Here is a 21014-nt window from a genome sequence, read left to right on the forward strand (position 1 = left end):
GAATATCTGGTTATCAGAACTGCTTGATATGCTCTAAGAAAGGCTCGGCTTGCATAAAGCCCGTCAAACGAGCGTTTGAAACGTGTTCACCACTGGCATCCCAAAACTCAATTGTTGGTAAACCAAGCACACTCATGTGCTTCAGTAGTTTGATGTCTTGCACTTGGTTTTTGGTCACGTCCGCTTGCAGAAGAATGAAGTCTTGCAGTTTGGCTTCGACGCTTGGGTCATGGAAGGTGTACTTTTCAAACTCTTTACATGCTACACACCAATCGGCGTAGAAATCGAGCATGACGGGTTTACCTGCCGCTTTCGCAAGTGCCAGTTGTTCTTCAAGATCCGCCACGTTAGCAATGCGAGTAAAGCTAACAGTGGCTTGCTGAGTTTGTGTTGTGCTGTTGCCAAACCAGTAATTTAAGATAGGTTGTGCTGAGGCTAGCAAACCTAAGACGGCGATTATGCCCACGGCACTTTGTTTCCAGCCACCAAACTCTAGACTGTTTTTGATGTGGTATAGCCAACCAAAAGCAGCAATACCCAGTGCTGACCACAGAATCGTTGACCACATTTCTGGCATGATGCGTTCTAGTAAGAAGATAGGTGCGGCAAGCAGAATAAAGCCGAAGAGTGTTTTCACTCGGTCCATCCAACCACCTGCTTTTGGTAGCAGTTTGTTGCCGAAGACTGCAACAAGAATAAGCGGAATACCCATGCCCATCGCCAGCGCGTATAACGCGATACCACCCGTCAGCAAATCGCCGCTTTGTGCCACGTAAAGTAGCGCACCAGACAGAGGTGCCGTGGTACAAGGAGAACAAACCAGTCCAGAAATCGCCCCCATGGCAAACACGCCAGCACTGCTACCACCTTGCTGCTTGTTACTTAAGTTATTCAGCCACGTTTGCACGCTGCTTGGTAGCTGTAATGAGTACAGACCAAACATAGAAAAAGCGAGTGTGATGAACAGTACGCTCAAGCCAATCAGCACATAAGGGTGCTGCATTGCCGCTTGGAACTGCATACCTGCAGATGCCACCACAAGGCCGAGTAGAGTGTAAGTCAGCGCCATGCCTTGCACGTAGACGAATGACAAGCCTAGCGCACGGCGTTGGCTTAGTTTGCCACTGCCAAGCACTATGCTGGTCAGAATTGGGTACATAGGCAGCACACAAGGTGTAAACGCCAAGCCCACACCAAGCGCCAAGAACAGAAGTGGTGTCCACCAGTTATCAGCAAGGTTGGCTGCAAGGCTATCTTGCTGTGTTACTGGCGCTGATGATGTGTCACCAGACGTAGATGATTGCGCCGCTGGTGGCGTTGCTGTTGGTGTCTGTTCTGCTTTTGATGCAGTTGTCGCCGTTGTTGAATCTGAGTTCGACGAAGTAAACGCGCTGATAGGAATCACGCGAGTTTCTGGCGGGTAACAGAAGCCTGCTTTCGCACAACCTTGGTATTGCACGACTACGCGAGCACCGTCTTGCCAATCATGCATTGGTACATTAACGAAGAGAGGTTGAGTATAGATATGCACGTCACCAAAGAATTCATCTTTATGCGGTGTGCCGTCTTCCATTTGCAGTTCGCCTAGCGATACTTTCTCACCAGCTACAGACAAGCGCTCTTGATATAGGTAGTACCCGTCACGTACCTGCCAATCGAGCATCAATTTGTCATCTTGCTGGTAGAAGTTAAATGGAAACGCCTGATCAACAGGAACAAAACTGTCGCTGCTGCTACCAAAACTGTTGTTCTGGCTACTGTTAAACTGGTCTTTGCCAAATAAAGCTAAAGACGGAGTGGAAAAGGTAATGAGCCCTAAGAGTAAAACGGAAAGTAATGCGCGCATAAAAGAGTCAATTCATCTTAGATAATTGCCGTTAGTGTAACTCAATCAGACCCGGAGGCGAGTCAATAAGTTTCATGAAAATGAAGATTTATTGAGCATAAATCAAGACAACAGGCAATAAAAAAGGGAGCCGAAGCTCCCCGAGTAAGACTCTGTTTCTACTAGATCAGTAGACCACCGAATGCGAAGCCAAGTGCTACCGCAGAAGCGATGGTTACCACACCAGGTACAAAGAATGGGTGGTTGAATACGTACTTACCGATACGAGTTGAACCCGTGTCGTCCATCTCAACCGCGGCAAGTAGCGTTGGGTAAGTTGGCAGCACGAATAGCGCACTTACTGCTGCGAAAGATGCAACTGCGGTAAGTGGTGCGACACCGATTGCTAGTGCTGCTGGCATCAGCGCAACAGTGGTTGCACCTTGTGAGTAAAGCAGCATTGAAGCGAAGAATAGAACAAGTGCTAGCATCCATGGGTAGTCTGCTAGTAGCGCACCAGCCACTTCTTTGATGCCGTCAACGTGCGCGTTAACGAACGTAGAACCTAGCCATGCCACACCAAGAACACACACACACGCTGTCATACCAGAGCGGAATGTTGCTGCTGCTGGGATTTTGCCAGCATCGATTTTACAGCTCATTACGATAGCTGCCGCAGCTGCTAGCATTACCGTCATGATAGCTTCGTTACGGCCTAGAGCAGGGTTCTCGATAAGACCCACAGAGCCAGAAATTGCTGCTGCGTAACACACGACAAATGCGATTGCGCCTAGGAAGATGAAGGTTGCTTTCTTCGCTGTTGGTAGGATTTCGCGTTTTGCTTCTGTATTTAGCTTGATTAAGCCTTTTTCTAGACGCTCTTGGTATTCAGCATCGTCTTTTAGCTCACAGCCCATGAAGTTCGCCACGAACGCACCGATCATGCACGCGATGAACGTCGTTGGGATACAGATTGCTAGTAGTGTTAGGTAGTCAACGCCAAATGGGTGCAGCATTGCCGCGAACGCTACAACAGCCGCTGAGATTGGTGATGCGGTGATAGCGATTTGCGATGCTACGACCGCGATAGACAGTGGACGAGAAGGGCGCACGCCTTGGCCTTTCGCTACTTCTGCAATCACTGGCAAAGTAGAGAATGCCGTGTGGCCAGTACCCGCCATTAATGTCATTAGGTAAGTTACGATAGGCGCATAAAAGGTGATGCGCTCAGGATGCTTGCGCAAAAAGTTTTCAGCAACTTGCACCATCCAGTCTAAACCACCCGCTACCTGCATTGCTGCGATAGCGGTGATTACAGACATGATGATCAAAATTACGTCAACGGGAATGTAAGCTTGGCTTGTTGGTACGCCCAAGATCAAAGACAACGCAATGACCCCAGCACCACCGGCAAAACCAATGCCGATACCACCGATTCTTGCCCCCAAATAGATGAAGAGCAGAACCACGAAGAGTTCGACCATGACCATATTGATACCTCTTTAGTTTTTTATTTGATTCTGATTTTTTGAACACTCAGGAACAGGAGTAAATGCTCAGAGAATGAGAACCTAGTGGTTTAGCGGCAATAAAAGCATATAAAAAATGTGGTTAACCGTATGAGAGCCTAAAAAAGGGGCCTGAGTGGCCCCCTTCGGATTCGTTATTACTCGTAACGTTTTGCTTTGTAAGTAGGATGCATGAAGTTTTCTACTGACAAGATTTCATCAAGCTCCTCTGCTGTAAGCAGACCGCGCTCTAGCACGACTTCACGAACACTCTTACCAGTTTCTGCACAAATCTTACCTACGATGTCACCTTCGTGGTGGCCGATGTATGGGTTTAGGTAAGTGACGATACCGATAGAGTTGTAAACGTAGTTTTCGCAAACTTCTTTGTTCACAGTGATGCCGTCGATACATTTATCACGTAGGTTCACACACGCGTTGTGTAGTAGAGAGATAGACTCAAACACACTTTGTGCGATCACAGGTTCCATTACGTTTAGCTGTAGCTGACCGCCTTCTGCTGCGAAAGAAACCGTGTTGTCGTTACCGAGAACTTTGAAGCAAACTTGGTTTACTACTTCTGGGATAACTGGGTTTACTTTAGCTGGCATGATTGAAGAGCCTGCTTGCATTTCAGGTAGGTTCAATTCATTTAGACCCGCACGAGGACCAGAAGAAAGTAGACGAAGGTCGTTACAGATCTTCGATAGTTTCACTGCTAGGCGTTTTAGCGCGCCGTGAGTCATTACGTATGCACCACAGTCAGACGTTGCTTCGATAAGGTCTTCTGCTGCAACAACGTCAAGGCCTGTTACTTCCGCTAGGTGTTTTACTGCAAGCGCTTGGTAGCCAGTTGGTGTATTTAGACCAGTACCGATTGCGGTTGCGCCTAGGTTGATTTCTAGGAGGAGTTTAGATGTGTAATCTAGAGCACGAATCTCTTCGTTTAGTGTTACCGCCCATGCATGGAACTCTTGACCTACTGTCATTGGTACTGCGTCTTGAAGCTGAGTACGGCCCATTTTCAGTACATCTTTAAACTCAACGGCTTTTAGTTCGAATGCGCCTTTTAGGTACTCAATTGCTTCCATTAGCTTGTGTACGCTGTTGTATACCGCAATACGGAAACCTGTTGGGTACGCACAGTTGGTTGATTGGCTCTTGTTTACATGGTCATTTGGGTTAACAAATTCGTATTGGCCTTTCTCTTTACCCATCAACTCAAGCGCAACGTTTGCGATCACTTCGTTCGTGTTCATGTTAACTGAAGTGCCTGCACCGCCTTGGAATACGTCTGATGGGAACTGATCCATGCACTTGCCAGTTTCTAGGATCAAATCACACGCTTCGATGATGTAGTTTGCAACGTCTTTTGGAATAGCGCCAAGTTCTTTGTTTGCCAACGCGGCTGCTTTTTTGGTCATTACCATGCCGCGTACAAATTCTGGTACGTCAGAGATGGTCATATTAGAGATGTTGAAGTTCTCGATCGCACGTAGCGTATGAATACCGTAGTACGCATCTGCAGGGACATGACGTTGACCTAATAGATCTTCTTCAATACGAGTGGCTGGGTTTGCTGTTTTTGGAGCATCAGATAGGGTAGCCATAGCAGGATCCTTAGATGATAATTCTGATAATAAAGTTATTTATTAGCCATTTCTGCAATCTAGAATCCATTCATCAGAATTTTTGGCTGGAAAATCCGTCCTGACTTATGTGGCACATGATACTGCACCTAGCGCATAAAAATAGTAACTAGATCACCTTTTTCGTTTTTAATGAGTCAATAATTTGCAAAGTATGAACGGGTTATTAATAACCCTTTATGGGTACTCGATTTTCCTCGACAAACATGAGTTTTTAGAGTTCGAAATTAGCACTTTAAAAGCACGAAAAAATCGGTACGCAATTGAATGAAACGCGCTCCCGCTACTTTGTCTAAAAGAGAAGGAGACCAGTATGAACACGCTTTTTTACAACGATTCGTTTGAGCTTAGTCTGCTTTTACCATTACACTGAATTAAACAAAGGAGGGCGTGTGTTTCCTATCTTATTATTAGCGTTTATTTTTGTTCCGATCATTGAAATCGGCTTATTTATTCAGGTGGGCGGCTTTTTAGGTTTATGGCCGACCATTGCACTAGTCTTAATCACGGCATTTGTTGGTGCATCGTTGGTTCGTAGCCAAGGTATACAAACACTGATGTCAGTACAGGGGCGTCTTGAACAAGGTGAAATTCCAGCCCAGCAAATTTTTGAAGGCGTAATGCTAGCGGTGGCTGGCGTGCTACTGTTAACCCCGGGCTTTATGACCGATGCCCTTGGTATGTTGGTATTGCTTCCTGCGCCACGCGCCGCGATAGCTAAATACTTGATGAGCAAAATGGTGGTGAAAACCATGCATGGCGGTGGCTTCCAAGGTGGTTTCTCTAACCAGGGGCCATTTGAGCAAGACCCGTTCCGTCGTGACCCATTTGATTCCCAGTCAGATAATGGCAATACCTTCGAAGGGGAATACGAGCGTAAAGACGATGATGATCGCAACAAGCTCAGCTGATTGAGTTAGTCAGCAAAGAAAACAAAAGGGCGCACCAAGCGCCCTTTTCTGTATTTGGAATTCGTGCCGCTTACAATGCGCCTTCAAAGCCCATTTGACGCCATGCTTCAAAAGCAATGATCGCAACGGCATTCGAAAGGTTTAGGCTGCGCGCATCTGGCATCATTGGAATGCGAATACGCTGCTCCATTGGCAAGCTATCGATGATTTCAGCAGGCAAACCACGAGTTTCTGGACCAAACATCAAAACATCACCCGTTTGGTATTGTGCATCAACGTGGTGACCTGTGGTTTTGGTGGTGCAGGCAAACAATCGGTAGTTACCTTGCTTCTCTTTCTCTAAATATTCTAAGAACGCTTGATAGTTTTTATGACGCGTTACGCGAGCTAAATCATGGTAATCCAAACCAGCGCGGCGGACTTTTTTCTCTTCAAGATCGAAACCCAGAGGTTCAATTAAGTGAAGGTTTGCACCGCAGTTGGCGCATAGTCGAATGATGTTGCCGGTGTTCGGCGCGATTTCTGGTTCGTATAAAGCGATATCAAACATGGTATTGAAATAGAGTTGGTCAAAGAGAGGGGCAGTATATACCCAAGTCACCGAAATATGCGAGATTCAAGCAAGATTGACCTGGGTATGAAAGCAGGCATTAGCGCGGATGTTAATACCGTAAGTAGCGATGCTCTTTATAAGAGAGCGTGAGCATAGTTTTCTTCAACTGCTCGCCAGTTGACGACGTTCCACCACGCATCAATATATTCTGGGCGACGGTTTTGGTAGCTGATGTAATACGCGTGCTCCCACACGTCTAATGCGAGGATTGGTTCACCGCGCACATCCACTACGTCCATCAGAGGGTTATCTTGATTGCTGGTGGACGTAATGTGAATCTCACCATCTTTTACGATCAGCCATGCAAAGCCAGACCCAAAGGTATTGATGGCTGCTTGGGCAAACGCCTCTTTAAATTGCGCAAAGCTACCAAATTTATCGTTAATTGCTTGAGCAAGCGCGCCTTGAGGCTCTCCGCCACCGTTTGGTGACATGCAATTCCAATAAATGATGTGGTTGTAATAGCCGCCACCATTATTACGTACTGCTGGACTGAGCTTAGAGATATTGTCAAAGATCTCGTCTAATGACTGAGTTTCGAGCTCGCTCCCTTCAACGGCATTTACAAACTTATCAAAGTACGTCTTGTGGTGTTTGCTGTAATGCACTTCCATGGTTTTCGCGTCGATGTACGGCTCTAGTGAATCGTACGGGTAAGGCAGAGCGGGAAATGTATGTGACATAGTAAATCCTCCTTAACTGGAAAATTTACTTTAATGCTAACGATAATTATTATCAACTTTGATCTTTGTAAGGGTATTCTAAGAAGCCTCGCCAATTTCTAAAGTGAGGGTGGGGCTGTGAATCACTCACTCTAGAAATATGGTGCGAATTATTGTTAGTTCATCAAATTGAGACTAACAATTGATCGGTAAGGTGATACTCATACGCAATCCGCCTAAAGGACTTCGGCTGGCTGCGATCGTGCCACTGTGCTGGCGAATGGCACTTTCGGTAATGGTTAGGCCGAGACCTGTGCCGCCAGAGTGGCGATCGCGTGCCGTGGAAACGCGATAGAACGGGCGAAAAATCGCGGCCAGTTCCTCTTCTGGTACACCTTCTCCATTATCGTCAACCGTGATACGAAGCGTATCGTCATCGGCTTTGATGTCGATTTGTACCTCATCTTTTCCGTAGTAAATGGCGTTACGAACGATATTTTCCACCGCACTCATCAGTAGTTTAGGGTTACCGGAAATATTGCGCTTAGGTAATTCTGAATAGTGTAGCTGTTTGCCCATTTGCTCTGCTTCAAACTGCGCATCTTTAATGATTTCTTCCCATAAACTTTCTAGTGGCTGTGTTTCGCGAGTCATATGACTGTTCGCCTGCATGCGAGAAAGCTCTAATAGTTCGCTGATCATCTGTTCCAAGCGCTGCGCTTCGGTATCGATACGAGTCAGTTCTGGGCTTTCGCCTTGTTTACGCGTCGCTAATGCGCTTGCCATGCGCAGACGAGTTAAAGGTGAGCGCAGCTCGTGAGAGATATCGGATAGCAAACGTTGTTGTCCTGAAATCATTTGATTAACCGCTTCGACCATCTGGTTGAAGCTGCTACCTGCTTGACGAAACTCCGCCGTGCCTTTTTCTAAATTTGGGTCTGTGACAAATTCACCTTTCGCCACACGTTGAGCAGCGGCTTCAAGACGACGTGCAGGCTGACTCAAAGCCCAAGCAAGCCATAACAGCAATGGTGTACTAACCAACATGACCGCAAGCAAGAGCTGGAATGGGTGATCAAACAGACGCAGGAGTAGAGGTGGTGGCTCATTCCACTTGAAGCCCACGTACATCAAGATATCGGAATCTGCCAAAGTGATAGGAATTGGGCCCGCAATCATGTATCGACCATACAGCTTCTGCTTTGGATTATTGTAATCTTCGATACTGGTGACAAAGTTTTGCATGGCACGCAATTGAAAATTGCTGCGTTTTTCTGTCGTAAGAACATTACCGCTGTAGTCAGAAAAAAACACTCGTGGGCGAGGGTCGTGCTTGCCGTGGCGGTTGCCCTCGATACGAAAAAGTATGCGGCCTAAATCAGTTTGCTGGCTGTATTTTTGTTGGATTGAGTCACGCGTTTCTACCATACGTTTGTAGTGTTCTTCTGGAATATCGCGAGCTTTGCGTGGGTCCAAATGTGGCAGTGATAGCACGGCTATCAATACTAATAACATGGTGAACCAAAAAATGGCAAAGATGCGTCCATACAGGCTATTGATGTTTGGCAGTTTGATGCGTGATAGGCGCATTAATCCTCCTCAAGCAGCATGTAGCCACGACCACGCAGGGTTTTAATTCGCGGCTTGCCATTGCTTTGATCTGGTAATTTTTTACGTAAGTTCGAGACATGCATATCGATAGCGCGATCAAAAGCAGCGAGTCGTTTACCAAGCACATCTAAGCTCAGTGTCTCTTTGGTCAGCACTTGTCCTGGGTTTTGTACGAAGTGGGTGAGTAGCGCAAACTCGGTTGCCGTGAGATCGAGTAGCTGTTGCTCACAGTACGCTTCTTGCTTACCGGGATAGAGGCGGATTTCTTGATACTCAATGCAATCGCTGTTTTTGGTATTTTTTTGTGTGCTGCTAGTGCGGCGTAAAATCGCGCGGATACGCGCTAACAGCTCTCGGTCACTAAAAGGTTTTGGTAAATAATCATCCGCGCCCAGTTCCAAGCCGATCACGCGATCAATTTCTTCCCCTTTAGCGGTCAGCATCAAGACGGGAGTTTCCCAATTTTCACGTAAGCGTTTCAGCGTTTCCATGCCATTGAGTTTTGGCATCATGACATCCAACAAAATCAAATCAATCTTATCATTGACCGCGGCTAAGCCGGCTTCACCGTCATTTGCTTCGCTGACGTCAAACCCTTCGAAACTGAGTACTTCTTTTAATAAGCTGGTTAGCTCGATATCGTCATCGATTAAAAGAATGTTTGCCATGGGGGCACCTATAGTAAGTTACCGATAGCCTAATATTACATTGGAATGATGCGCAACGAAGAGGAGAAAAATCACTCTTTACGATTCTTTACGCTCCCTATACGTCGCTTTACCTAGTAGGTCGTATTCTATACTCAAGCGCTGTGAGAACAGCTCAGAAGAACCACTCACCTGTGTAAGGAATCGTATTATGAAGTCTGCAAAAAAACTTGTGTTAGCTGCTGTTGTTCTACCTCTTACTCTTGGCGCCGCAAGCGCATTCGCTTACGGTGGTAAAAACCATCATAAAGGTCCTCGTGACGAATGCGGCATGGGTATGGACCGAGGTGTCATGCGTCAACTAGACCTGACTGATGCACAAAAAGATCAGCTAAAAGAAATGCGTGAAGCAAACAAAGCAGAAATGAAAGCAAAATTCGCTGATGGCAAAGAAGCACGTATGGCTGAGCGTCAAGCGCATCACGCAAAAGTACAATCGCTTTTGCTGGCGGATAACTTTGATGAAGCTCAAGCTAGCGAATTAGCAAAAGAGATGGTTGAGCGCCAAACGGAACGTCGCGTGCAAATGCTAGAAAGAAAGCACCAAATGCTTAGTGTATTAACACCTGAGCAGAAAGCGAAATTTGTTGAGCTACAAAATGAACGTATGCAAGAGTGTGGCGACAGAATGCACAAGCGCATGGAAAAGTCGCGCAATAATTAAGTCATGAATTGATGTTATATAAAGAGGCAGCCATTGGTTGCCTCTTTTTGATCTGGTTATTTCATGGTCATTCAATATACTCAACGTATGGTTTTAGTTAACTCTTTGATTATGAAACAGCAATACGCACGTTTAGTTACGACCGCCGCTTGGACTGCAACCATTGTGGCGACGCTTCTTCTGATAGTAAAAGTCATCACGTGGTGGGTAACCGGCTCAGTGAGCTTATTGGCGTCATTGATTGACTCCATGTTAGATATCGCGGCTTCGGTTGTGAATCTTGTGGTGGTTCGTTACGCCTTACAACCGGCAGACCGCGAACATACGTTTGGACATGGTAAAGCTGAGTCCTTAGCGGCCCTAGCCCAAGCAATGTTTATTTCGGGCTCGGCAGTATTTTTGATTCTTAACGGGATTGACCGATTTTTCCGCCCACATGCTTTACACGCACCGGAGTTAGGTGTGTATGTATCGCTGTTTGCGATTGTGGTCACACTTGGCTTGGTGATGTTCCAAAAACATGTGGTTCGCGTGACGGGGAGCCAAGCAATAGCGGCGGATTCTCTGCATTATCAGACTGACTTGTATATGAATGCTGCGATCATGGTTGCTCTGGGGCTCAGTTATTTTGGAGTGACTCAAGCGGATGCTGTGTTTGCGATTGGTATTGGTGTCTTCATTCTTTATAGCGCTTTCAAAATGGTCAGCGAAGCGATTCAAACCTTACTTGATAGAAAGTTGCCCGATGAAGAGCTTGAGCAAATTAACCAAGCTTGTTTGAGCGTAAAAGGGGTATTGGGCGTGCATCAGTTACGAACGCGAATGTCAGGACCGACGCGCTTTATCCAGTTGCATTTAGAGCTAGACGATAACTTAAGATTAATTGAGGCGCATTACATTGCTGATAAAGTGGAAGATAATTTATTGGCTCTGTTTCCTGATGCGGATGTATTGATCCATCAAGATCCATTGTCTGTCGTTTTCGGACCAGAGAAAGAGCAGAAAGCACAAGATTGGTAGGCTTGAAAAATCCATCAGTGCCCGACGACAAACAGGTACTTATTGACTATCTTTCCATCAATACTTATTAAGATTCGTGATCCTGATATGAATCAACAAAGTTTCATAGAGAAACTGTAATACTCTTACATAAGTAGAAAAGTTACATAAAAAAGTGCGTTTTCATTGGTAATCCTGTAGAGGAAATGTAACATAACGCACAGTTCTGGATTATGCAGGTTGCTTGGTAACAAGGGGCCTAAAAGAAAATTAAATAATTGATTACCAAAGATCGAGGGTGAGCATGATTAAGAAGATCGGTGTTTTAACAAGTGGCGGTGACGCACCTGGTATGAACGCTGCGATACGCGGCGTAGTACGTACAGCACTATCCGAAGGATTGGAAGTATTCGGTGTGTACGACGGCTACCTAGGCCTATACGAAGGCCGCATCGAGAAGCTAGATCGTTCTAGCGTTTCAGATGTGATCAACAAAGGTGGTACGTTCCTAGGTTCTGCACGTTTCCCTGAATTTAAACAAGTGGAAGTTCGTGAAAAAGCGATTGAGAACCTGAAAAAACATGGTATCGATGCACTAGTGGTAATCGGTGGTGATGGTTCGTACATGGGTGCGAAGAAACTGACTGAAATGGGTTACCCATGTATCGGTCTTCCGGGCACAATCGACAACGATATCGCAGGTACGGATTACACTGTGGGCTACCTAAGTGCACTAAACACCGTTATCGATGCAATCGACCGTCTACGTGATACTTCTTCATCTCACCAACGCATTTCAATTGTAGAAATCATGGGCCGTCACTGTGGTGATTTGACTCTGATGTCTGCAATTGCGGGCGGTTGTGAATACATCATCACTCCGGAAACTGGTCTAGACAAAGACAAGCTGATCAGCAACATCCAAGATGGTATCGCTAAAGGTAAGAAACACGCGATCATCGCGCTTACTGAGCTAATGATGGATGCTAATGAACTAGCACGTGACATCGAAGCCGCGACAGGTCGTGAAACTCGTGCAACAGTACTTGGTCACATCCAACGTGGTGGTCGTCCAACTGCATTTGACCGCGTCCTAGCATCTCGTATGGGTAACTACGCTGTTCACCTATTGATCGAAGGTCATGGTGGTCGTTGTGTAGGTATCGTGAAAGAGCAACTTGTTCACCACGATATCATCGACGCAATCGAAAACATGAAGCGTCCAGTACGCAACGATCTATACAAAGTTGCTGAAGAACTGTTCTAAGCAAGCTTGAAATAGATAAACAAAACCGCGGCTTTCCGCGGTTTTTTTGTATTTGAGAATCAACAAAAAGAAACTAGCGATAGACGAGTGTTAAGACACGCTGCTCTGCTCTATGAGCGTTAATTTTCGCTCGCGCAGCGCAAACAAGTAGCCCAGTAGCCCACCCAACGTATTCCCAACCGCGATACCGATAAACAAGCCTTCAATGCTGTAGATTTGGCTCCCGACCCACGCCGAAGGCAAGGTAAAAATGAACAGCCGCATAAAGCTCCACTGGAATGCACGCAATGGCTTGTGCATCGCATTCAAACCACTGACTAACATCATTACGATGCCTTGGAAGCCATAACTAAATGGCACCACCAGTAAATAATGCCAAAGCAGGTTTTTCACCGCATCTTCCTGAGAAAACAGCGCAGCCAGAGGAATGCTCAGCGGTACCATCATCAAGAAGATAAACCCTTGGAATACCACTGCAAAACGCATGCTAATAAATAAACCGGAAAAGGCTCGTTGCGGTTGTTTGGCTCCTAAATTTTGTGCCATAAACGGTGTGAGGGCAGAGGTCAGCGACATCAATACTAAAATCAATATGGACTCAATACGCTGCGCTGCCCCGTAAGCAGCAACCGCCGCTGTACCGTGGTTGGATAACAGCATCATCAGAATGGCACCGGACAACGGATTCATCGCGTTTGATAGCGCTGCAGGGGTACCAATTTTTAGTGTCTGTTGCCAGTCTTGTTTCAGCAAAGCCCATTGGGGTTGAGCAAGCAATTTTTCCCGTTTAATTAGCACATAGAATGAGCCACACAAAGCACCTAACCAGCTAAAGGCACTTGCTATGGCTGCGCCTTGAATGCCAAGTTCCGGAAAAGGGCCATAACCGAAAATCAACAATGGATCGAGCATGCCATTAATCAAACCAGCCAACATCATGACTTTTGCTGGTGTTTTTGTGTCGCCAGTAGCTCGGATAGCACTGTTGCCCGCCATTGGGATCACTAGCAGAGGAATGGCGAGATACCAGACCTGCATATACTGCTCAATAAGAGGGGTGAGATCATCAGACGCACCAAGAAAACGAAACAATGGCGCAATGGTGGTAAAGCCAATAGAAGACGCGATAGCCACAAGTAACACGGCTAATAACAAACCGTGGGTGGTGAACCGTGCAGCTTGTGGTGCATGACCTTGCCCAAGCAAGCGACCAATATTGGTCGATAGTCCCATCCCAATCCCCATCGTAATGCAGTTAACCGCAAAGGTTACAGGGAAGGTATAGCTGATAGCCGCTAGCGCTTGAGTGCCAAGCAACGAGATAAAAAACGTGTCCACCAAGTTAAACATCAAAATTGCGATCATGCCCATGGTCATGGGTACGGTCATTTTCCGCAGCGTTTCAGGAATGGGTGCGGTCAACAAACCATGCTTATCGGTCGCTTGGGGTTCCAGCTTGTTATTTTCCTGCATGTGTGACAACTATCTGGTGAGCAAACTGCAAGGATACAAGAAAGCGAGATGCCGAGCGAGTGAGCATTTCTAACGCAAACCGTTGCCTAGTTGTTCGTTATTTTAACTAAGTCACAAAAATTTTGTGCCACCCCCTTGGGATCGCTGCTTCGACCCCTTATATAGGGATCACGTGTCTGGGGCTACAGTCCCTAAGGACAATTATCAAATAAACATGGAAATTTTCAGGAGAGACGACCGATGAACATTCGTCCATTACATGACCGAGTTATCGTTGAACGTAAAGAAGTTGAATCTAAGTCTGCTGGTGGCATCGTTCTGACTGGTTCTGCTGCAGAAAAATCGACTCGCGGTGTTGTTCTAGCTGTGGGTAAAGGCCGCATCCTAGAAAACGGCACCGTACTGCCACTAGACGTTAAAGTCGGTGATACCGTTATCTTCGCTGAAGGTTACGGTACAAAAACTGAAAAAATCGACGGTAAAGAAGTGCTTGTCATGTCTGAAAACGACATCATGGCGATCGTTGAATAATAGCAATCATTGAGTAATTTTTTGCTCAGATTCAATTACGAAATTACACACAAAGAATTTTAGAAAGGAAATCAAAGATGGCTGCTAAAGACGTTAAATTTGGTAATGACGCACGAGTTAAAATGCTGGAAGGTGTAAACGTTCTGGCTGACGCAGTAAAAGTAACACTGGGTCCTAAAGGACGTAATGTCGTTCTAGACAAATCTTTTGGTGCACCGACTATCACTAAAGATGGTGTATCAGTAGCGCGTGAAATCGAGCTGGAAGATAAATTCCAGAACATGGGCGCACAAATGGTTAAAGAAGTTGCGTCTAAAGCAAACGACGCAGCGGGTGACGGTACAACAACAGCAACGGTACTAGCACAATCTATCGTTAACGAAGGTCTAAAAGCAGTCGCAGCGGGCATGAACCCAATGGATCTTAAGCGTGGTATCGACAAAGCTGTTGCTGCGGCAGTTGAGCAACTAAAAGAGCTTTCTGTTGAATGTAACGACACAAAAGCGATCGCGCAGGTTGGTACTATCTCTGCAAACTCAGACGCAAGCGTAGGTAATATCATTGCAGAAGCAATGGAGCGTGTGGGTCGTGATGGCGTTATCACGGTTGAAGAAGGTCAGGCGCTACAAGACGAGTTAGACGTAGTAGAAGGTATGCAGTTCGACCGCGGTTACCTGTCTCCTTACTTCATCAACAACCAAGAATCAGGCAGTGTTGATCTAGAAAACCCATTCATTCTTCTTGTTGATAAGAAGATCTCAAACATTCGTGAGCTTCTTCCAACGCTAGAAGCTGTCGCGAAAGCATCTCGTCCACTGCTTATCATTGCAGAAGATGTAGAAGGCGAAGCGCTAGCAACATTGGTTGTGAACAACATGCGTGGCATCGTAAAAGTTGCAGCTGTGAAAGCACCTGGTTTCGGTGACCGCCGTAAAGCAATGCTACAAGACATCGCTATCCTAACTGGCGGTACTGTGATTTCTGAAGAGATCGGTCTAGAGCTAGAAAAAGTTGCACTAGAAGATCTAGGTCAAGCGAAGCGTGTTTCTATCACGAAAGAAAACACGACTATCATCGATGGTATCGGTGAAGAAGAGATGATCTCTGGCCGTGTTGCTCAGATTCGTCAACAAATCGAAGACGCAACTTCAGACTACGACAAAGAGAAACTACAAGAGCGCGTAGCTAAACTGGCTGGCGGTGTTGCAGTAATCAAAGTTGGTGCTGCGACTGAAGTTGAAATGAAAGAGAAGAAAGACCGTGTAGAAGATGCGCTAGCCGCAACTCGCGCAGCGGTTGAAGAAGGTGTTGTTGCTGGTGGTGGTGTTGCACTTATCCGCGCGGCATCTAAGATTGCTCACCTAACGGGTGACAACGAAGAACAAAACGTTGGTATCCGCGTTGCACTACGTGCAATGGAAGCGCCAATCCGTCAAATCACGAAGAACGCAGGTGAGGAAGACTCAGTTGTTGCGAACAACGTGAAAGCGGGTGAAGGTAGCTACGGCTACAACGCGGCAACAGGCGAATACGGCGACATGCTAGAAATGGGTATCCTAGATCCAACGAAAGTTACTCGTTCTGCACTACAATTCGCAGCATCGGTTGCAGGTCTGATGATCACTACTGAAGCGATGGTTACTGACCTACCGCAAAAAGACGCGCCAGCGATGCCTGACATGGGCGGCATGGGTGGCATGGGCGGTATGGGCGGCATGATGTAAGCCAGCTTATCTCATCGCTCTAAGGGAGCCCTTATAGCGGAAAGATAACCGACCAAACCTTTAAAAGTCGAGGCAGATGCCTCGACTTTTTTTATGCGTGTCACCTGAGAAACATGACGTTCTGGAGTGGCTTATCATGAGATTTTTGAGCGTAAAAAGCGCCATTTCAGAAGCAAAAAATCGAAGAGAAATATTTTTTCTTTTGAGTCAGATGGTTAAATCTGACCTATTGCTAACACTTTTTGAACGGGGACAGAGCAAAATCTGAACATTACACTATGTTGTAAATTGTTGCTTCCCATCATGGAGATGAAAATGAAAAAGCTTATGACGTCATTGGCGGTTGCAGCCGCTATCGCATCACCTGTTGCTTTTGCCGACAGTACACCTGTGATGTTCTCTACTATCGATAACACAAACGCACCTTCGAATTCTTCAGTTGGTGGTGTTCGTTTAGCTGTGTTGCATGGACAGGTAAATGAGGTTAAAGGTGTCGACTTTTCACTGCTTGGTATGTCAGAAACGGATCGTACGACAGGTGTGAACTTCGGTCTGTTTTTTGGCGCAGCAAAAGTAAATCAAGAAATGAAAGGCGCGTCTTTAGGTTTAGTTAACTGGAACCAAGGTCAGACGACGGGTGTTAACTTGGGTGCTGTTAACATTACGAACAACGTAAAAGGCTTGAACTGGAGCGCGGTGAACTATTCTGAAGGCTACACCATGGCGGATGTGGGCTTAGCGAGTATCTCTAAGAAGTCTAATTTCCAGTTTGGTTTCTTCAACATGACCGATCAAATCGATGGCGTGCAAATTGGTCTTTTGAACTGTGCGGATAACGGTTTCTTCAAGTGTTTCCCACTCATCAACTTTGCTAAGTAATCCCTGAGAAAGTCAGAATCTTTATATACAGAAAGCCCTCGATGTTCGTCGAGGGCTCTTTAATTACTGATGAGATGAAGTGAGTTTCTCGGAGCGTTAACTATTTAATTAATCGTGATGAAGTTTTGCGTTGTTGAATTCTTTGATGAACACCGCGGCGTAATGCTTTGATGTGGTTTTCTGCTTTATCCACACCTAACAACACGGTTAGTGTCAGGAGAGTAATAACCACCGACTGCGTTAAATAACCCAAACCTATCATCAAACCTAAACCTGCTAGCACCCATATTACAGCCGCGGATGTTACGCCATGGATTTTTCCATCAAGTGTCATCATAACGCCAGCGCCTAAGAAGCCGACGCCAGTAATGATCTGACCAAGCACTCGTGCTTGATCAAGTGTATTTGGCGATAACGACACTGCCATCGACATAAACAGGTAGGTGCCTGAAATAATTAATATTGCTGTGCGAATGCCAACCGGTTTACCACGAGTTTGGCGCTCTATACCGATCATGAGCCCATTAATGGCGCAGCATAGTAGGGCAGGCCAACTGAATGGGCCAAGATCGAAAATTTGTTCGAATGCTGTATGCATCTTGACCTCCAAAAGTGCGGAGTATGCATAGACTTACCGTGCAAAGCGAACAAAAATAATCAATCTAGACGACAAATTTAATTGAGCGTCAGAGCTTACTCTAAATGCAAATCCAACGGCGTTTTACTTGGCCTGCCACCAATTTCTCGTGTGAGTTTTGGTACCAGATAACCCGATACACGCGTGATGAGTCCGCGCATAATAGCTTTCGCTTCTTCGTCCGAAATAAAGTAGTGCGCTGCGCCTTGCACCTTATCAAGAACGTGGAGGTAATAAGGCAAGATACCCGCGTCAAATAAGGCCTCACTTAACGCCACTTGAGCTTCTACCGAATCATTCACGCCTTTCAGCAGAACGCCTTGGTTTAGAAGCGTAACGCCCGCTCTTTTGAGCTTGAACATCTGTTCAGCAAATTCGTCATTGATTTCGTTGGCATGGTTGATGTGAGTGACGAGGATGATTTGTAACCTTGATGCTTGCAGCAGTTGGCATAGTTCATCAGTGACTCGAGCTGGAATCACCACAGGTAAACGGCTATGAATACGCAGACGTTTGATGTGAGGAATATGAGCAATGTGCTCTAAAAGCCAATAAATCTCATCGTCTTTTGCCATTAATGGATCACCACCTGAGAAGATGACTTCGTTCAACTCTGGTTGTTGTGCCATGTACTCTAAGCACTTGGTCCAGGCTTGTTTCCCGCTTTTGTTCTCTTGATAAGGGAAGTGACGACGAAAACAGTAACGGCAATTTACCGCGCAGCCACCTTTGACAATCATCAGGGCGCGGTTGCGATACTTGTGTAGCAGGCCAGGGACTTCATTGTCCTGCTCTTCCAATGGATCATTGGAGTAACCCGGATGCACCTCAAATTCGTCGCTCAGTGGTAAAACCTGACGTAAAAGAGGGTCTTTAGGGTTGCCTTTCTCCATCCTATCGACAAAACTTTGCGGTACACGCTGTGCAAACAGCTTGCGCGCGGCAAACCCGTCTTGCCACGGTGAAGGATCAATTTCCAGTATTTCGAGCAATTTTGCAGGATCAGAGATCCCATTCGCCAACTGTTTGAGCCAGTTTTGCTCAACAGATTCGACTTTTCGGGTTATTATGTGCGGCATTGAATTTAGCTCTAAGAATGTAAGAGGAAAAAATGGCTACAGTTAGCACCAATGAATTTAAAGGCGGTCTTAAGTTAATGCTTGATAACGAGCCTTGTGTAATTCTGGAAAACGAATACGTTAAACCAGGTAAAGGCCAAGCGTTCAACCGTGTTAAAATTCGTAAACTTCTTTCTGGTAAAGTGCTAGAGAAAACATTCAAGTCTGGTGACACTTGTGAAGTGGCAGACGTAATGGATATCGACCTAGATTATCTATATTCAGACGGCGAATTCTACCACTTTATGAACAGTGAAACGTTTGAACAGATCGCAGCGGATGCAAAAGCGGTAGGTGAAAACGCTAAGTGGTTGGTAGAAAACAACACTTGTATGATCACTCTTTGGAACGGTAACCCAATTACTGTTACTCCACCAAACTTCGTTGAGCTAGAAGTTGTAGACACAGACCCAGGCCTGAAAGGTGATACTCAAGGTACTGGCGGTAAACCAGCGACGCTATCAACTGGCGCTGTTGTTCGTGTTCCTCTGTTCATCTCAATTGGTGAAGTGATTCGCGTAGATACTCGTACTGCTGAATACGTAGGTCGTGTGAAGTAAGCACTTTATATGATTGTTAGAAAGGTCGCTTCGGCGGCCTTTTTTATTGCCTGTGATTCTTCTCTTTTAATCCCTCTGCGTAAAACATCGATATCCTCCGCAAATTTTTGATGATTTTGTATTATTCGTAAAAATCTTATTTATTCCATGAATCTGTCGATTATTCCTTAATGTAACATTTTGATACATTAGTACTTGTTGCTGAGTTGCATAGCAATCTGATTTTTATCGATTTAACTCAGTAACAATCCAAAAAAGGAGAACAAAATGGAAAGCAGAGGTTTAGGAAGGGGTTTAAAGGTGGAAGAAAGACGTCAGTTACTACATAAAGGATTAAAAGCAGCCGTATTTGGCGTACCGCTGTTGGCAATAGGCTTAACGATTAATAGCTCGGTGCTGATGACCGATGCGGGTTACAGCTACGTGCATCAGAATAATATTACTGGTGAGTTGGATGTGTTTACTGAACCTGGCATTCATTTTCGTATGCCATTTCTGTCCAAAATCACCAAGTATGACCAAGTGATCACCGTGTCATTCGGTAACAGCAAGGGCGAAGATTTTTATCAACGTCTTGATGCGATTCAGGTTCGATTTGCCGACACCTATATTGGTCAGATCCCCGTAACATTCCGCTTTAAGCTCAGTAATGACCCTGAAGCGGTGAAGAAGATGCATAAAGAGTTCCGCAACAACAGTAACTTGATCGATGCGCTGCTTGTAAAGAACGCACGTAACGTAACGGTGATTACCGCAACCCAATACACGGGTGAAGAGTTTTTCCAAGGTGGTTTGAACCAGTTCAAATCGAAACTTGGCGATCAGTTACGAGAGGGGATTTATCTAACAGAGCGACGTCAGGTTGAAGTGGAAGAGTTGGATCTTGCGCCTGTTGGGGCGAATCAAGCTAATCCGAACCAATTACAGCGCACCAATCAACTGGTATGGAAAACTGTGCCAGTCGTAGACAAAACCGGGCAACCAATTCGTCAAGACAATCCGTTACAACAATACGGTATTCAAGTGACGCAGGTGACCATTGGTGACCCGCAGCCAGAAAAGCAATTAGATCAGCTATTGGCAGATAAAAAGCGTTTAGTGGCGGATCGTATTCGCGCGATTCAGGAACAAGAAACGTCGAAAGCACAGGCAGAGACCGAGCAGTTACGCAAAGAGATTCAACGAACACGTGAGGTGCAAGACGCCCAGCGTGGTAAAGAACTCGCAATTATTGCTCAACAAAAAGAAGTGGAAGTGGCGCGTCAGATTGCAGAGCGTGAAATCGTTGAAGTGGAAAAAACCAAACGACTTGCTGAAGTAGAGAAGGAGAAAGAGCTAGCTATCGCAGAGGCTAACTTAGCGATTCAAAAAGCGAACGCACTTTCTGCTGAGTTTGAAGCGAAAGCGATATTAGCGAAAGGTCGCGCAGAATCTGAAGTCCTAAAAGGTAAGTATGCGGCGTTAGGAGCAAACCGTGAAGTTTACTTGGCAGAATTGAATCGAGACGTAGCGAACTCGCTGTACAACAATTTGCAAAACTTCCAAGTTCAGATGCCACAAAATTACATTGGTGGAAGTGACGAAACGGGCTTGAAAACAAACCTAGATGTGATTACTGGCTTTGGTGCTCTGGGTCTTATGGACCAGACAAAGAAGGTCGCACAGCAATAAGATCA

19 protein-coding genes are annotated in these 21014 nt (G+C 45.8%); 9 read left to right on the forward strand and 10 right to left on the reverse strand.

Annotated elements, in window-relative coordinates; all coding sequences use genetic code 11:
• Positions 1–13: 13 nt before the first annotated feature.
• The 3 genes from R7Z47_RS21345 to aspA form a co-directional block, all read right to left on the reverse strand.
• A complete protein-coding gene (locus tag R7Z47_RS21345; protein WP_262607106.1) occupies positions 14–1846 on the reverse strand; it encodes a protein-disulfide reductase DsbD in 1833 nt (610 codons plus the stop codon).
• A 161-nt stretch (positions 1847–2007) separates the two neighbouring features.
• Complete coding sequence (locus tag R7Z47_RS21350) at positions 2008–3315, reverse strand: anaerobic C4-dicarboxylate transporter (RefSeq protein ID WP_005382378.1); 1308 nt, start codon at positions 3313–3315, stop codon at positions 2008–2010.
• A gap of 176 nt (positions 3316–3491) precedes the next feature.
• Positions 3492–4943 (reverse strand): aspartate ammonia-lyase, encoded by a 1452-nt coding sequence (gene aspA / locus R7Z47_RS21355; RefSeq protein WP_005382379.1) that lies wholly within the window; start codon positions 4941–4943, stop codon positions 3492–3494.
• 431 nt (positions 4944–5374) lie between these two features.
• Here aspA and R7Z47_RS21360 point away from each other — a divergent pair, with 431 nt between their 5' ends.
• Positions 5375–5893, forward strand: coding sequence for an FxsA family protein (locus R7Z47_RS21360; protein ID WP_053303024.1), 519 nt, complete (start codon positions 5375–5377; stop codon positions 5891–5893).
• A 70-nt stretch (positions 5894–5963) separates the two neighbouring features.
• Here the strand turns inward: R7Z47_RS21360 and trmL are convergent, their stop codons facing one another.
• From trmL to R7Z47_RS21380, 4 genes are all read right to left on the reverse strand, one after another.
• Positions 5964–6443, reverse strand: a complete 480-nt coding sequence (gene trmL / locus R7Z47_RS21365) for a tRNA (uridine(34)/cytosine(34)/5-carboxymethylaminomethyluridine(34)-2'-O)-methyltransferase TrmL (protein ID WP_025768811.1) — start codon at positions 6441–6443, stop codon at positions 5964–5966.
• A gap of 137 nt (positions 6444–6580) precedes the next feature.
• Positions 6581–7189 carry a superoxide dismutase gene (locus R7Z47_RS21370; RefSeq protein ID WP_005382382.1) on the reverse strand — a complete coding sequence of 203 codons (609 nt, stop codon included), beginning with the start codon at positions 7187–7189 and terminating at the stop codon, positions 6581–6583.
• A 174-nt stretch (positions 7190–7363) separates the two neighbouring features.
• A complete protein-coding gene (gene cpxA / locus R7Z47_RS21375; protein ID WP_170894109.1) occupies positions 7364–8758 on the reverse strand; it encodes an envelope stress sensor histidine kinase CpxA in 1395 nt (464 codons plus the stop codon).
• A complete protein-coding gene (locus R7Z47_RS21380; RefSeq protein WP_054577277.1) occupies positions 8758–9447 on the reverse strand; it encodes a response regulator in 690 nt (229 codons plus the stop codon). The genes cpxA and R7Z47_RS21380 overlap by 1 nt, the downstream gene beginning before the upstream one ends.
• A gap of 190 nt (positions 9448–9637) precedes the next feature.
• Between R7Z47_RS21380 and R7Z47_RS21385 the strand changes: the two genes are divergently transcribed.
• From R7Z47_RS21385 to pfkA, 3 genes are all read left to right on the forward strand, one after another.
• Positions 9638–10150 (forward strand): CpxP family protein, encoded by a 513-nt coding sequence (locus tag R7Z47_RS21385; RefSeq protein WP_005386388.1) that lies wholly within the window; start codon positions 9638–9640, stop codon positions 10148–10150.
• A 111-nt stretch (positions 10151–10261) separates the two neighbouring features.
• The gene (fieF, locus tag R7Z47_RS21390) at positions 10262–11170 is read left to right on the forward strand and encodes a CDF family cation-efflux transporter FieF (protein WP_025768809.1); all 909 of its coding nucleotides are present in this window, start codon (positions 10262–10264) and stop codon (positions 11168–11170) included.
• Between the two features lie 283 nt (positions 11171–11453).
• A complete protein-coding gene (gene pfkA, locus R7Z47_RS21395; protein ID WP_005381521.1) occupies positions 11454–12416 on the forward strand; it encodes a 6-phosphofructokinase in 963 nt (320 codons plus the stop codon).
• Positions 12417–12506: 90 nt separating this feature from the next.
• On the opposite strand, the gene R7Z47_RS21400 is transcribed toward pfkA, so the two are convergent.
• A complete protein-coding gene (locus R7Z47_RS21400; RefSeq protein ID WP_262607107.1) occupies positions 12507–13889 on the reverse strand; it encodes an MATE family efflux transporter in 1383 nt (460 codons plus the stop codon).
• A gap of 240 nt (positions 13890–14129) precedes the next feature.
• Here R7Z47_RS21400 and R7Z47_RS21405 point away from each other — a divergent pair, with 240 nt between their 5' ends.
• From R7Z47_RS21405 to R7Z47_RS21415, 3 genes are all read left to right on the forward strand, one after another.
• Positions 14130–14420, forward strand: a complete 291-nt coding sequence (locus R7Z47_RS21405; protein ID WP_005381516.1) for a co-chaperone GroES — start codon at positions 14130–14132, stop codon at positions 14418–14420.
• Positions 14421–14497: 77 nt separating this feature from the next.
• The gene (gene groL, locus R7Z47_RS21410; RefSeq protein WP_005381509.1) at positions 14498–16144 is read left to right on the forward strand and encodes a chaperonin GroEL; all 1647 of its coding nucleotides are present in this window, start codon (positions 14498–14500) and stop codon (positions 16142–16144) included.
• 315 nt (positions 16145–16459) lie between these two features.
• Positions 16460–17023, forward strand: coding sequence for a VC2662 family protein (locus R7Z47_RS21415; RefSeq protein WP_005381507.1), 564 nt, complete (start codon positions 16460–16462; stop codon positions 17021–17023).
• A 100-nt stretch (positions 17024–17123) separates the two neighbouring features.
• Here R7Z47_RS21415 and R7Z47_RS21420 read toward each other — a convergent pair whose 3' ends face one another.
• Positions 17124–17621: an MgtC/SapB family protein gene (locus R7Z47_RS21420; RefSeq protein ID WP_005381504.1), complete on the reverse strand. Its 498-nt coding sequence runs from the start codon at positions 17619–17621 to the stop codon at positions 17124–17126.
• 95 nt (positions 17622–17716) lie between these two features.
• The gene (gene epmB / locus R7Z47_RS21425) at positions 17717–18739 is read right to left on the reverse strand and encodes an EF-P beta-lysylation protein EpmB (RefSeq protein WP_065274938.1); all 1023 of its coding nucleotides are present in this window, start codon (positions 18737–18739) and stop codon (positions 17717–17719) included.
• A 32-nt stretch (positions 18740–18771) separates the two neighbouring features.
• Between epmB and efp the strand changes: the two genes are divergently transcribed.
• The gene (gene efp / locus R7Z47_RS21430) at positions 18772–19338 is read left to right on the forward strand and encodes an elongation factor P (RefSeq protein WP_005381500.1); all 567 of its coding nucleotides are present in this window, start codon (positions 18772–18774) and stop codon (positions 19336–19338) included.
• Positions 19339–19605: 267 nt separating this feature from the next.
• Positions 19606–21009, forward strand: a complete 1404-nt coding sequence (locus R7Z47_RS21435) for an SPFH domain-containing protein (protein WP_005386397.1) — start codon at positions 19606–19608, stop codon at positions 21007–21009.
• Positions 21010–21014 lie beyond the last annotated feature (5 nt).

The organism is Vibrio sp. 1641 (assembly GCF_033339995.1).
In the GTDB taxonomy this organism is placed as follows: Bacteria; Pseudomonadota; Gammaproteobacteria; order Enterobacterales; family Vibrionaceae; genus Vibrio; species Vibrio alginolyticus.

Excerpts from the sequence above, each read along its gene's own strand:
- aspA (WP_005382379.1), bottom strand. The coding sequence starts at position 4,943 with ATGGCTACCCTATCTGATGCTCCAAAAACAGCAAACCCAGCCACTCGT.
- trmL (WP_025768811.1), bottom strand. The coding sequence starts at position 6,443 with ATGTTTGATATCGCTTTATACGAACCAGAAATCGCGCCGAACACCGGC.
- R7Z47_RS21370 (WP_005382382.1), bottom strand. The coding sequence starts at position 7,189 with ATGTCACATACATTTCCCGCTCTGCCTTACCCGTACGATTCACTAGAG.
- R7Z47_RS21420 (WP_005381504.1), bottom strand. The coding sequence starts at position 17,621 with ATGCATACAGCATTCGAACAAATTTTCGATCTTGGCCCATTCAGTTGG.
- R7Z47_RS21385 (WP_005386388.1), top strand. The coding sequence starts at position 9,638 with ATGAAGTCTGCAAAAAAACTTGTGTTAGCTGCTGTTGTTCTACCTCTT.
- R7Z47_RS21435 (WP_005386397.1), top strand. The coding sequence starts at position 19,606 with ATGGAAAGCAGAGGTTTAGGAAGGGGTTTAAAGGTGGAAGAAAGACGT.
- R7Z47_RS21415 (WP_005381507.1), top strand. The coding sequence starts at position 16,460 with ATGAAAAAGCTTATGACGTCATTGGCGGTTGCAGCCGCTATCGCATCA.
- R7Z47_RS21405 (WP_005381516.1), top strand. The coding sequence starts at position 14,130 with ATGAACATTCGTCCATTACATGACCGAGTTATCGTTGAACGTAAAGAA.
- epmB (WP_065274938.1), bottom strand. The coding sequence starts at position 18,739 with ATGCCGCACATAATAACCCGAAAAGTCGAATCTGTTGAGCAAAACTGG.
- fieF (WP_025768809.1), top strand. The coding sequence starts at position 10,262 with ATGAAACAGCAATACGCACGTTTAGTTACGACCGCCGCTTGGACTGCA.
- R7Z47_RS21400 (WP_262607107.1), bottom strand. The coding sequence starts at position 13,889 with ATGCAGGAAAATAACAAGCTGGAACCCCAAGCGACCGATAAGCATGGT.
- R7Z47_RS21380 (WP_054577277.1), bottom strand. The coding sequence starts at position 9,447 with ATGGCAAACATTCTTTTAATCGATGACGATATCGAGCTAACCAGCTTA.
- cpxA (WP_170894109.1), bottom strand. The coding sequence starts at position 8,758 with ATGCGCCTATCACGCATCAAACTGCCAAACATCAATAGCCTGTATGGA.
- R7Z47_RS21350 (WP_005382378.1), bottom strand. The coding sequence starts at position 3,315 with ATGGTCATGGTCGAACTCTTCGTGGTTCTGCTCTTCATCTATTTGGGG.
- efp (WP_005381500.1), top strand. The coding sequence starts at position 18,772 with ATGGCTACAGTTAGCACCAATGAATTTAAAGGCGGTCTTAAGTTAATG.
- pfkA (WP_005381521.1), top strand. The coding sequence starts at position 11,454 with ATGATTAAGAAGATCGGTGTTTTAACAAGTGGCGGTGACGCACCTGGT.
- groL (WP_005381509.1), top strand. The coding sequence starts at position 14,498 with ATGGCTGCTAAAGACGTTAAATTTGGTAATGACGCACGAGTTAAAATG.
- R7Z47_RS21345 (WP_262607106.1), bottom strand. The coding sequence starts at position 1,846 with ATGCGCGCATTACTTTCCGTTTTACTCTTAGGGCTCATTACCTTTTCC.